13 protein-coding genes are annotated in these 11,435 nt (G+C 73.2%); 5 read left to right on the plus strand and 8 right to left on the minus strand.

Features of this window, described 5'->3' with window-relative positions; all coding sequences use genetic code 11:
- The 3 genes from E1200_RS04255 to E1200_RS04265 form a co-directional block, all read right to left on the minus strand.
- Nucleotides 1-856: universal stress protein (locus tag E1200_RS04255; protein WP_131950456.1), on the minus strand; the 856-nt coding region annotated here is incomplete at its 3' end.
- 119 nt (nt 857-975) lie between these two features.
- Nucleotides 976-1,743 carry a polyphosphate kinase 2 gene (gene ppk2, locus E1200_RS04260; RefSeq protein ID WP_243708335.1) on the minus strand — a complete coding sequence of 256 codons (768 nt, stop codon included), beginning with the start codon at nt 1,741-1,743 and terminating at the stop codon, nt 976-978.
- 145 nt (nt 1,744-1,888) lie between these two features.
- On the minus strand, nt 1,889-2,200 hold the full coding sequence (locus E1200_RS04265; protein WP_131950458.1) for a hypothetical protein: 312 nt from the start codon (nt 2,198-2,200) through the stop codon (nt 1,889-1,891).
- Between the two features lie 262 nt (nt 2,201-2,462).
- On the opposite strand from E1200_RS04265, the gene E1200_RS04270 reads away from it, so the two are divergent.
- The 3 genes from E1200_RS04270 to E1200_RS04280 all read left to right on the plus strand — a co-directional run bounded on the left by E1200_RS04270 (nt 2,463) and on the right by E1200_RS04280 (nt 4,673).
- Complete coding sequence (locus E1200_RS04270; protein WP_131950459.1) at nt 2,463-3,731, plus strand: aromatic ring-hydroxylating dioxygenase subunit alpha; 1,269 nt, start codon at nt 2,463-2,465, stop codon at nt 3,729-3,731.
- Nucleotides 3,715-3,870 carry a hypothetical protein gene (locus tag E1200_RS04275; protein ID WP_207933167.1) on the plus strand — a complete coding sequence of 52 codons (156 nt, stop codon included), beginning with the start codon at nt 3,715-3,717 and terminating at the stop codon, nt 3,868-3,870. Before E1200_RS04270 ends, E1200_RS04275 begins: the two co-directional genes overlap by 17 nt.
- Before the next feature lie 122 nt (nt 3,871-3,992).
- A complete protein-coding gene (locus E1200_RS04280) occupies nt 3,993-4,673 on the plus strand; it encodes a TetR/AcrR family transcriptional regulator (protein WP_207933169.1) in 681 nt (226 codons plus the stop codon).
- A 24-nt stretch (nt 4,674-4,697) separates the two neighbouring features.
- Here the strand turns inward: E1200_RS04280 and meaB are convergent, their stop codons facing one another.
- Nucleotides 4,698-5,582, minus strand: a complete 885-nt coding sequence (meaB, locus tag E1200_RS04285; protein WP_131950460.1) for a methylmalonyl Co-A mutase-associated GTPase MeaB — start codon at nt 5,580-5,582, stop codon at nt 4,698-4,700.
- A 76-nt stretch (nt 5,583-5,658) separates the two neighbouring features.
- Between meaB and E1200_RS04290 the strand changes: the two genes are divergently transcribed.
- Complete coding sequence (locus tag E1200_RS04290) at nt 5,659-6,420, plus strand: SDR family NAD(P)-dependent oxidoreductase (RefSeq protein ID WP_131950461.1); 762 nt, start codon at nt 5,659-5,661, stop codon at nt 6,418-6,420.
- A 48-nt stretch (nt 6,421-6,468) separates the two neighbouring features.
- Here the strand turns inward: E1200_RS04290 and E1200_RS04295 are convergent, their stop codons facing one another.
- From E1200_RS04295 to E1200_RS04310, 4 genes are all read right to left on the minus strand, one after another.
- On the minus strand, nt 6,469-7,872 hold the full coding sequence (locus E1200_RS04295) for an AMP-binding protein (RefSeq protein ID WP_131950462.1): 1,404 nt from the start codon (nt 7,870-7,872) through the stop codon (nt 6,469-6,471).
- Nucleotides 7,869-7,991: a hypothetical protein gene (locus E1200_RS35140; RefSeq protein ID WP_279483831.1), complete on the minus strand. Its 123-nt coding sequence runs from the start codon at nt 7,989-7,991 to the stop codon at nt 7,869-7,871. The genes E1200_RS04295 and E1200_RS35140 overlap by 4 nt, the downstream gene beginning before the upstream one ends.
- Nucleotides 7,992-8,071: 80 nt before the next feature.
- Nucleotides 8,072-9,250 carry an amidohydrolase family protein gene (locus E1200_RS04305; RefSeq protein ID WP_131950463.1) on the minus strand — a complete coding sequence of 393 codons (1,179 nt, stop codon included), beginning with the start codon at nt 9,248-9,250 and terminating at the stop codon, nt 8,072-8,074.
- Between the two features lie 183 nt (nt 9,251-9,433).
- Entirely contained in the window at nt 9,434-10,243 is an 810-nt protein-coding gene (locus E1200_RS04310) for an NAD(P)-dependent oxidoreductase (RefSeq protein WP_131950464.1), read from the minus strand.
- Nucleotides 10,244-10,315: 72 nt separating this feature from the next.
- Here E1200_RS04310 and E1200_RS04315 point away from each other — a divergent pair, with 72 nt between their 5' ends.
- Entirely contained in the window at nt 10,316-11,362 is a 1,047-nt protein-coding gene (locus E1200_RS04315; protein WP_131950465.1) for a dihydrodipicolinate reductase, read from the plus strand.
- Nucleotides 11,363-11,435 lie beyond the last annotated feature (73 nt).

The following is an 11,435-nucleotide window of genomic DNA, read 5'->3' on the forward strand; positions in this document are numbered from 1 at the left end:
GGGCGTGGACGACCGTCACGGGGCAGGGGGCGTGCTGCACCAGGGCCTGGCTTACCGAGCCGAGCATCAGGCCGCGGAAGCCGCCCCGGCCCCGCGAGCCGACGACGAGCAGGCGGGCGCCGTCCGCGGCCTTCAGCAGCACCTCCCGCGGCGTCCCGGGAATGATCTCCGCCCGCACCTCCACCCCCGGGTGCGACGCTCGCAGGGCCTCCGTCATGCCCGCCAGCCGCGCCTCGGCCGCCTGCCGCATGCCGGCCTCGTCGGCCAGCGGCGGCAGGTCGTCCGGCACGGACTCCCAGGCGACCACGGCGTGCACCGCGAGCTCGTGCAGCCCGGCCTCGGTGAAGGCCGTCTCCAGCGCGGCCAGGGACGCGGCCGAGCCGTCCACGCCGACCACGACGCGGCCCGGCCCGTCCGCCGGGAGCGGTTCGGCGTCGCCGCGGACGACCACGACCGGGCACCGCGCGTGCGCGACCACCTGGGTGCTGACCGACCCCAGGACCAGCCCGGCGAATCCCCCGATGCCCCGCGGCCCGAGGACGATCAGGTCGGCGGTCTCCCCCGCCTCGACCAGCGTGGCGGCGGCCTGCCCGCGGCCGAGAAGGCCCCGCACCTCCAGGCCGGGGTTGGCCTTGCGGACGTGCTCCAGTCCGGTGTCGAGCGTCTGCTGCGCCACCGCCCCCAGGTCCACCATCGGTATGGCCACCGGCCCGCCGATGTAGATCTCCCACACGTGGATCACGGTCAGCGGCAGGCCCCGGCTCCGGGCCTCGGCGGCGGCCCAGTCCAGCGCGCGGACGGCTTCGCTGGATCCGTCGTAGCCGACGACAACCCCGGTGACCGGCTCGGCGCTCATACGCGGTTCCTCCCTCGTCTCACGTTCCGTCACCACCACTCTTCCCCTCACGGGCTCATTACGCCGAGTGGCGTCCGTCCGGAATCGGGGGGACCTTCGGCCGGTTCCGTGCGGCGGCCTCAGAGGGTCGCCGCGTGGTCGGGGACGTGGTTCTGCTCGTCGTGCGGCGGACGCACGTACCCGCGGGAGGGAGGGCGCTCCGGCAGCCGGAGCACGGGACGCTCCACCTCGCGGTACGGGATGCTCGACAACAGGTGGTGGATCATGTTGATGCGCGCCCGCCGCTTGTCGTCGCTCTCGACGACGTTCCAGGGCGCCTCGGGGATGTCGGTGTGGACGAACATCTCGTCCTTGGCGCGCGAGTAGTCCTCCCAGCGCGAGATGGACTCCATGTCCATCGGCGACAGCTTCCACCTGCGCATGGGGTCGTCGAGGCGCTTGCGGAACCGGCGTTCCTGCTCGGCGTCGCTGACGGAGAACCAGTACTTGCGGAGCAGGATGCCGTCTTCGACGAGCATCCGCTCGAAGATGGGGCACTGGTGCAGGAAGCGCCGGTGCTCCTGGTCGGTGCAGAATCCCATGACCCGCTCGACGCCCCCGCGGTTGTACCAGGACCGGTCGAACAGGACGATCTCCCCGGCGGCGGGCAGGTGCTGGATGTACCGCTGGAAGTACCACTGGGTCCGCTCCCGGTCGGTCGGCACCGGAAGCGCCGCGATGCGGGCGACGCGGGGGTTGAGGTACTCGGTGACGCGCTTGATCGTGCTGCCCTTGCCGGCGGCGTCGCGGCCCTCGAACACGACGGCGATGCGCGCGCCCTCATCGCGCACCCACTCCTGCAGTATCAGCAGCTGCTCCTGCAGCCGGAGCAGCTCCTTCTCGTACACCCGCCGAGGCAACCGCCGCGTCGACCCCATACAGCCTCCCAGACTCGGTCCGCCCGTCCAGTCTGTCCTCTCCCGCAGGTCCCGGCCACGGCGGGTTCGGGACGCGGCGATGCACCGTGCGGGCTGGGGCTCGCCCGGGGGCGGCTCAGTCGGAGGCCGGGAGGGGCTTGGCCGCCTTGAGGGCCATGGGGACGCCGTCGCAGGTCAGCTCGCCCGCTCCGGACGAGGTGCAGAGGAGTTCGACGGTCTCGCCGGCGTTCACGTAGCGCTTGCCGATGACGGTCGCGGCGTCCCCCTCCGAGGGAGGCGCCGGGGTCTCGGCGGAGGGCGTGACCATGGGGCTTCCGCCGCAGGCGATCTCCGGCCGCTCCGCGCCGGGCGCCCGGACGACGATCACGCGGGTGGCGCAGGCGGTGCTGGCGAGCCGGTCGCCGGGACGCAGGGCGGGAGCGGTCATGGCGGTGTCCTTCCGGAGGCCGCCGCGGCACGGCGGGCGGCAGAGCGGGATTCCCCGTGGAAATTAGCTTCTCCTCAAATGAGAATCAAGTGACACATCATGGCGGGCACCGTGCTTGACTCGGGGCCGCACGCGTGTAAATCTGGCATCCGAAACCGAGAATGTAATTCTCCAAGGAAGTCCGATGCAGCTGCCACCGCTACCCGAGGACGAGTGGGACGCCAAGGCGGGGCTGACGGCCGCCGAGATCGAGAGGTAGGACGTGCCGCACTTCGCGAAACCCGCGGCGGGCAGCTGGACCGAGCAGTATCCCGAGCTCGGCACCGGCCCCGTCGACTACACCGACTCCGTCGACCCGGCCTTCTACGCGGACGAGCGCGCGGCGATCTTCAAGCGGACCTGGCTTAACGTCGGGCGGGTCGAGCTGGTGCCGCGGGTCGGCGGCTACTTCACGAAGGAACTCGCCGTCGCCGACACCTCGCTGATCATCGTCCGGGGCAGGGACAGGGAGATCCGCGCGTTCCACAACCTCTGCCGGCACCGCGGCAACAAGCTCGCCTGGAACGACTACCCCGCCGAGGAGGTCAAGGGGACCTGCCGGCAGTTCACCTGCAAGTACCACGGCTGGCGCTACAACCTGAACGGGGAGCTGACGTTCGTCCAGCAGGAGGACGAGTTCTTCGGCCTCGACAAGGCGGAGTACGGCCTGAAGCAGGTCCGGTGCGAGGTCTGGGAGGGGTTCATCTTCGTCAACCTGGACCCGGACGCCCGGCCCCTGGCGGAGTACCTCGGCGAGATGGCGAAGGGCCTGGAGGGCTACCCGTTCCACGAGATGACCGAGGTCTACACCTACAAGGCGGAGATCGGCGCCAACTGGAAGCTGTTCATCGACGCGTTCGCCGAGTTCTACCACGCGCCCGTCCTGCACCAGAAGCAGGCGGTGAAGGACGAGGCCGACAAGCTGCTCGGCTTCGGGTTCGAGGCGCTGCACTACCAGATCTTCAGCCCGCACTCGATGATCTCGTCCTGGGGCGGGATGGCGCCGCCGAAGGACCCGGGCATGGTGAAGCCGATCGAGCGCGCGCTGCGCAGCGGCCTGTTCGGGCCGTGGGACCGGCCGGACATCGACGGGCTGGACGAGCTTCCCCCGGGGATCAACCCGGCCCGGCACAAGGCATGGGGCACCGACTCGTTCGAGTTCTTCCCGAACTTCACGCTGCTGTTCTGGGCGCCCGGCTGGTACCTGACCTACCACTACTGGCCGACCGCGGTCGACCGGCACGTCTTCGAGACCAGCCTGTACTTCGTCCCGCCGAGGAATGCCCGCGAGCGGCTCGCGCAGGAGCTGGCGGCGGTGACGTTCAAGGAGTACGCCCTCCAGGACGCCAACACCCTGGAGGCGACGCAGACCATGCTGAAGAGCCGGGCCGTCACCGAGTTCCCGCTCAACGACCAGGAGATCCTGCTGCGCCACCTGCACAAGGTCGTCGGCGACCGGGTGAAGGAGTACCGCGATGGCGCTGCCCGCTGAGTTCGCCGAGCTGCTCGGCGGCACCGACCGGGGGCGGCTCGCCGACGTCATCACCGTCCTGGGCGACCCCCTGCGGGACATCACGGTCACTCAGGACGTGCGGTTCGTGATGAAGGGCGGGAAGGTCCATGTCCGGTGACGCCCGGGCGGAGGCGCCGATGGAGTTCCCGTGGGCCGGGAGGGTGAGAACGACGTCCTCGATCGGTGAGCGATGAGCGCACGGCAGGTGGCTTTCCGGCGCCGTGCAGTAAAGTTCCGCCCATGGTGCACAGGACGGAACAGGGCGTGAGCTCGACGAGCGAGGAACCGGCCTGGAAGCAGCGCGCCGTCGAACGTTCCACGAAGGCCGCCAAGCTCCGCGCCGAGCAGCGGGTCGAGCGGTTCCTGGACGCGGCGCAGTCGATCATCACGGAGAAGGGCACCACCGACTTCACCGTGCAGGAGGTCGTCGACCGGTCCCGGCAGTCGCTGCGCAGCTTCTACCAGCACTTCGACGGCAAGCACGAGCTGCTGCTCGCCCTGTTCGAGGACGCGCTGCGCCGGGCCACCGACCAGATCCGCACCGCCGCCGCCGGCCGGTCCGAGCCGCTGGAGCGGCTCAAGGTCGCCGTGCAGCTGCTGTTCGAGCTGTGCCGGCCCGACCCGGCGGCGCAGCGCCCGCTGTTCACCGAGTTCGCCCCCCAGCTGCTGATCTCGCACCCGGCGGAGGTGCGGGTCGCGCACGCCCCGCTGCTCGCGCAGCTCACCGAGCTGATGGCGGAGGCCGCCGACGCCGGCCGGCTGCGCGCCACGACCACGCCGCGCCGCGCGGCCGCCCTGACGATGCAGACCGTCATGTTCGTCGCGCAGTCCAGCGGCGTCTCCGATGACGAGAACGCGCACCCGATCACCGCCGACGAGGTCTGGGACTTCTGCGCCGCGGGGTTCGCCGCTCAGGACTGACGGCCGAGCAGGTCTGACGGCCGCTCAGGACTGACGGCCGAGCAGGGCGCCGGCCGCGGCGGCGGGGTCCGCGCGGCCCGCGGCGACCTCGGCGGCGAGGCGGTCGAGGTCCGGGTGGGTGCGCAGCGCGGTCTGCGCGATGGCGAGGATGCGCGTGCGGGCGCGGGCCGTCCGCCGCTGCGGGGTGTCGGCCCGCCGGTGCGCCTCGATGGCCGCCACCAGCGCGGGCAGGCCGCGGCCGTCGGTGGCGACGAGCGTGAGGACCGGGCGGCCGGTCTCCGCCCGCAGCTCGCGCGCGGTCCGCTCCGCGCCGTCCCGGTCGGCCTTGTTGACGACCAGCAGGTCCGCGGCCTCCAGCAGCCCCGCCTTCGCCGCCTGCACGGCGTCGCCCGCGCCGGGCGCGAGCACGGCGACGGCCGGGTCGGCGACGGCCGCCACCTCGATCTCGGACTGGCCCACCCCGACCGTCTCCAGCAGGACGAGGTCGTAGCCGAGGGCGGCGAGCACCCGGACGGCCGCCGGGACGGCCGCCGCGAGCCCGCCCAGGTGGCCCCGCGCGGCGAGCGAGCGGATCAGGACGTCCGGGTCCGCCGCGTACTCCGCCATCCGGATCCGGTCGCCGAGCAGCGCCCCGCCGCTGTACGGCGAGGAGGGGTCGACCGCGAGGACCGCGACCCGCAGGCCGCGCCGCAGGTACGCGCCGATGAGCGCGGCGACGGCCGTGGACTTGCCCGCGCCGGGCGGGCCCGTCACGCCGACCACGCGGATGGCGGCCGGGGCCAGCGCCGCCAGGACCTCGGCGCGCCGCTCGCCCTCGGCCAGGCTGAGCAGCCGCCCCGCCGCCCGGAGCGATCCGGCCCGCGCGGCGGCGACCAGCTCCCCGACGGGGGCGCCGTCTGATCCGGGCATGGGCGCTCTCCAGGTCGACCTTGTGAGAATGCTATTCTCGTACGAGAAAGCATGATTCGCAAGATGGGAGACGTTCATGCGCATCAGTGGGTGCTCGGCGGTCGTCGTGGGCGGGGCGGGCGGTCTCGGGGAGGCCACCGTCCGGCGGCTGCACGCGGCGGGCGCGAAGGTGGTCCTCGCCGACCTCGCCGACGAGAAGGGCAAGGCCCTGGAGGACGAGCTGGGCGTCCGCTACGTGCGCACCGACGCCACCGCCGAGGGCGACGTCCTCGCGGCGCTCGCCGAGGCGGAGGCCGCCGGGCCGCTGCGGATCTCCGTGGACGCCCACGGCGGCCCCGCGAGCGGCGGCCGGCTCGTCGGCCGGGACGGCACGCCCCTCGACCTCGACGGATTCCGGCGGACGATCGAGAACTACCTGACCGCCGTCTTCAACGTGCTGCGGCTGGCCGCCGCCGCCATCGCCCGGCAGGAGCCCGTCGACGGCGCCCGGGGCGTCATCGTCAACACCGCGTCCATCGCCGCGTACGAGGGCCAGGTCGGGCAGCTTCCCTACGCCGCCGCCAAGGGCGGCGTGGTGAGCATGACGCTCGTCGCCGCCCGCGACCTGTCACCGGCCGGCGTGCGAGTGGTCACCATCGCGCCGGGGACGTTCCTCACCCCCGCCTACGGCGAGGCCGGCGACCGGCTGGAGGCGCACTGGGGGCCGCAGGTGCCGCACCCCAAGCGCATGGGCCGCTCCCCCGAGTACGCGGCCCTCGTCCAGCACATCTGCGAGAACGACTACCTCAACGGCGAAGTGATCCGCCTCGACGGCGCCCTCCGGTTCCCGCCGAAGTGACGCCCCCCGGTCCCCGCGCGGCCGGGGCGGGGCGGGCGTCGCGTCCGTTCAGGGGCGGGGCGCGGCCCCGTACCGCTCCCTGAGGACCCGCCGGAGCACCTTGCCGGACGGCAGGCGGGGGATCTCCGGCACGAGCACGACCCGGCGGGGCCGCTTGTAGGAGGCGAGCCGCTCGCCGACCAGCGCCGCGAGCGCGGCGGGGTCGGCCGTGCCGCGCGGTTCCACGGCCGCGACGATGGCCTCCCCGTCGGCCGGGTCGGGGATCCCGAAGACCGCGCAGTCGGCGACGTCCGGGTGGCCGTGCAGCACGGCCTCGACCTCCGCGGGCGCGACCTGGAAGCCGCGCACCTTGATCATCTCCTTGGTCCGGTCGGTGAGCCGCAGCCGGCCGTCCGCGTCGAGCCGGCCGACGTCGCCCGTCCGGTACCAGCCGCCGTCCATGACCTGCGCCGTCGCGGCGGCGGGGAGGTAGCCGGCCATCAGCGAGTCCGACCGCGCCTGGATCTCGCCGGTCTCGCCGGTGCCGACCGGTTCTCCCGTCTCCAGCGACACGACCCGCAGCTCCACGCCGGGGACGGCGCGTCCGGCGCTGTCGAGCCGCGCGTCGCCGAGCGGGTTGCAGGTGATGACGGGGAGCTCGCTGGCGCCGTAGGCCGGCACCCAGCCGACGCCGGTCCGGCGGGTCACGGTCTCGGCGACGCTGGGCGTCACCGGGGTCGCGCCCCACATGATGAAGCGCAGCGACGACAGGTCGTGGGACTCCAGGTCCGGGTGGGACGCGAGGGCCAGCGCGATCGGCGCGACGGCCATCTCCACCGTGATCCGGTCGGCCTCGATGTGGCGCAGGACCGCGTCGAGGGAGAAGCGGCGGTGCAGCCGCATCCACACCCCCGTCTCCAGCGCGGTGACGATGTTGAGCAGCCCGAGGATGTGCGAGGGCGGTGTGGCGATCTGGATCCGGTCGCGGGCGGTGAGCTCTAGCGCGTCCCGCCAGTGCCGGACGGCCGCCCCCAGCGACGCGTGCGTGTGCCGGACGGCCTTCGGCAGGCCGGTCGTCCCGGAGCTGAAGACCAGGACCGCGTCCGCGCCGGGGCCGAGAGCGGGAAACGGCCCGCCGCCGGGTTCGACCGGCTCGTCCAGGTGCAGCATCGGCATCAGCTCGGCCAGCACCGGGTGGTCGCCCACGGCATGGGCGGGCTCGGTCACCGCGAGGGCGTGCTCGGTCTCGGCGCGTTTCCAGGCGGGGCTGAGCAGGACGACCGCCGCGCCGAGCCGCCAGATCGCCAGGACCGCGACCACGAACTCGGGCCGGTTGGACGACATGAGCGCGACCCGCTCACCCGCCCGCACGCCACGCCGCGCAAGGGTCGCGGCGAGCCCGTCGGCGAGGGCCTCCAGTTGCGCGAGCGTGAACTCCCGGTCCTCGAACGCGAGAGCCGCCCGGTCGTTCATTTCACGGCCTCCGTCACCTCGTCGTCGTGCTCCCCGAGCGCCGGCGGCGGGCCGTAGGCGGGTTCGCAGCCCGCGGCACGGACCGGGCTGCCGACGAGCCGGAAGCCCCCGGCCTCCACGATTATCTCCGGGGCGGCGTGGAGGGCCTCCGGGAGGGTGCGCAGGTCCGTGCCGCGTCGCTCATCGGCCCGGCGCCCGGTCAGACCGACATCAGCCGGGCGAGGTTGCCGCCCATGATCTTCGCCTGGTCGGCCTCGCCGAGCCGGCCGAGCGCGTCGACGTAGCTGACCGGGTCGGCCAGGCCCTCGGGGTGCGGGTAGTCCGAGCCGAACAGCACCCGGTCGACGCCGATGAGGCCCGCGAGCTCGGCCATGTCCTCCTCCCAGAAGGGGCTGACGTGGACGTTGCGCCTCACCGCCTCGACCGGGTCCTCGGCGAACGCCTCCGGGGCCTTCTTGTAGACGTCGGCCAGGTCGTTCAGCAGCGGCTCCACCCAGGTCGAGCCGTTCTCGATGACGGTGATCTTCAGCTCGGGGAACCGGGAGAGCAGGCCGTGCGCGGCCATCGAGCCGACCGCGTCGGTGACCGGGCGCCACTGGCTCAGCATCCGGAAGGCGTTGGTCTTGAACGGCAGCATCTCCGAGCCGCGGCCCTCCCAGTCGCTGCTGTACCGGCTGTAGCCGCTGTCGGACGAGTGCATCCCGATCACGACGCCCTCCTCCACCACCCGTTTCCAGAACGGGTCGAACTCGGGCAGCGCGAACGAGCGCGGGCCCCGGTACCCGGGGACCGGCGCGGGCCGGAGCAGCACGCACTTGGCGCCGCGCTCCAGGCACCAGTCGAGCTCGGCGATCGCCTTCTCGACCACGGGCAGGCTGATGACCGGTGTGGTGAAGATGCGGTCCTTGTAGTTGAACGACCATTCCTCGTGCAGCCACTGGTTGAGGGAGTGGACGACCACGTGGATCAGGTCGGGGTCATCGCGCATCCGCTCCTCGATGAGGCTGGCCAGGGTCGGGAACATCAGCGTCCGCTGGATGCCGAGCTCGTCCATCAACTCAAGGCGCGGGCCCGGCTCGCGGAAGGCCGGGATGGAGCGCATGGGCTCGCCGAAGATCTCCCGGCGGCTCTTGCCCTCGGGGTTGCCGTGGCGGAAGTAGTCCTCCATGGCGCCCGGCCGGGCGACCACCTCGAACGTCGGGTTCGGGATGTAGTCGCTGATCTGGCCGCGGATCGCGATCTTCGTGCGGCCCCGGACCTGCACGTACTGGATCGCGCCCGCGTACTCCTTCGGCAGGTGCCTGGTCAGCGCGTCCTCGGTCTCGTACAGGTGGTTGTCCGCGTCGAACAGCGGATACGGCAGCGCACGCGACGGCATGAGATCCTCCCTTGCTGGTACTGAGAAGCTTATTCTCGCATGGTGCCTATGGCAATGCGGCACGGGCGGCGAGAGAAGCGCGGCCCCGAGGCCGCGCTGGCGTTCGCCGGCCTGTGGGTGGCGGACGCGCACTGGCGGGCGGCGGGAAGGCCGTGCACCGCGCCCGCTGACCGCCGGGGCGGGTCAGGCCCGCGGCGCGGACGCCGCCGCCAGCGCGGCGAGGGCCGGTTCCAGGGCGCCGAGGTCGCAGCCGGCCTCCGCGGCGGCCGTGCGGACGACCTCCACGTCCTTGCCGACGAATCCGCCCGCCGCCTGTGCGAACGCCGCGACCGAGCCGCGCGCCGCCACCCCGGCCAGGGCGCGGCTCGCGGCGCTGCCCGAGGTGAGGGCGCCGAGGAGGGCGGCCTCCGCCACACCGAGCCGGTCGCCGAGCCGGACCGCCTCGGAGATCAGCCCGATCTGCGCCGCGAACAGGGCGTTGTTGACGAGTTTCACGCGCAGGCCCGCGCCCGCCGGGCCGGCGTGCAGCACCGGGTCGCCGTAGGCGCTCAGGGCGGGGCGGACCGCGGCCACGTCCTCGTCCCGGCCGCCCACGAAGAGGGTGATCCGGCCCGCCTCGACATCGTGCGGCCCTCCGCTCACCGGGGCGTCGACCACGTGGACGCCGTACCGCGCGGCACGGGCGGCGACGGCCTCGACCGTGCGTGGGCTCGCGGTCGTGTGGACGACGACCACCGAGCCGGCCGGCATCCCGGCGAGCAGCGCGTCCCCGCACACGTCCCCGACCTGCTCGTCGGTGAAGACGCACACGAGGACGGCATCGGCCGCGCCGCCGACCTCCGCCAGGCCGTCGACGGGGCGGGCGCCCTCATCCGCGAGCGCGACGCGCGCCCCGGGCGTCCGGCCGAGCACGCGGACCTCGTGTCCCGCGCCGACGAGGCGCCGCACCATCGGACGTCCCAGCCGCCCGGCTCCCACGAACCCGAGCCGCATCGCCCACCTCCCACGATATTGACCATCTCCGCAATCGAAATTAGCATTCTCGCATTCAGAGAGCGAGGTTCGATGACCGATGCCCGGCAGTCGCGGTACCGGGTCGTGCAGTGGGCGACCGGGAACATCGGCACCCGCGCGCTGCGCGCCGTCATCGAGCATCCCCGGCTGGACCTGGCCGGCGTCTACGTCCACACCAGCGCCAAGGCCGGGCGGGACGCCGGCGAGCTGTGCGGGCTCGGCCCGGCCGGCGTCGCCGCCACCCGCGACATCGGCGAGATCACGGCGCTCGGCGCCGACTGCGTCCTCTACATGCCGCGCGCCTGCGACTTCGGCGAGGTCTGCCGGCTGCTGGAGTCGGGGGCGAACATCGTCACGACCAGGGGCGAGTTCCACCACCCGGGCAGCCTCGACCCGGCGGTGCGCGAGCGCGTCGAGCGGGCGTGCGAGCGCGGCGGCGCGTCGATCCACAGCACCGGCAGCAGCCCCGGCTTCGTCTCTGAGGCGCTCCCGCTGGTGCTGACCTCGATCCAGCGGCGGCTGGACGGGCTGACGATCGACGAGTACGCGGACCTCTCCCGGCGCGACTCCCCCGGCCTGCTCTTCGACGTGATGGGCTTCGGGAAGCCGCCGGCTGAGTTCGACCGGGCGCGGCTCTCGCACGGGCGCGCGAGCTTCGGGCCGTCGCTGCGGCTGGTGGCCGAGGCGCTCGGGATGCCGCTCGACTCGGTCGAGGCCGGCGGGGAGGCGGCGACCGCGTCCCGCCGCACCGCCATCGCCGCCGGGACGCTGGAACCCGGCACGGTGGCCGCGCAGCGGCTCACGGTGTCGGGGATGCGCGGCGGCCGCCCGGTACTGCGCTTCCGGGCCGTCTGGTACTGCACCGCCGACCTCGATCCGGCGTGGGACGTCCGCCCCACCGGCTGGCACGTCACGGTCGACGGCGACGCGCCGCTCGACGTCGAGCTGCGCTTTCCCGTGCCGCTGGAGCGGATGGCGGCCACGTCGCCCGCCTACACGGCCAACCGCGCCGTCAACGCGGTGCCGTTCGTCTGCGCGGCGGCCCCGGGCATCCGGACGGCCACCGACCTCCCCCACATCCTCGCGACGCTCGGCTGATGGCGCCGCGAGTCCTCCCACGTCAAGCACTGTAGAGTCTTGTTCTAAAATGCGATAATATCATTCTCGCGCG

It is taken from the genome of Actinomadura sp. GC306 (assembly GCF_004348665.1).
Classification (GTDB): Bacteria; Actinomycetota; Actinomycetes; order Streptosporangiales; family Streptosporangiaceae; genus Spirillospora.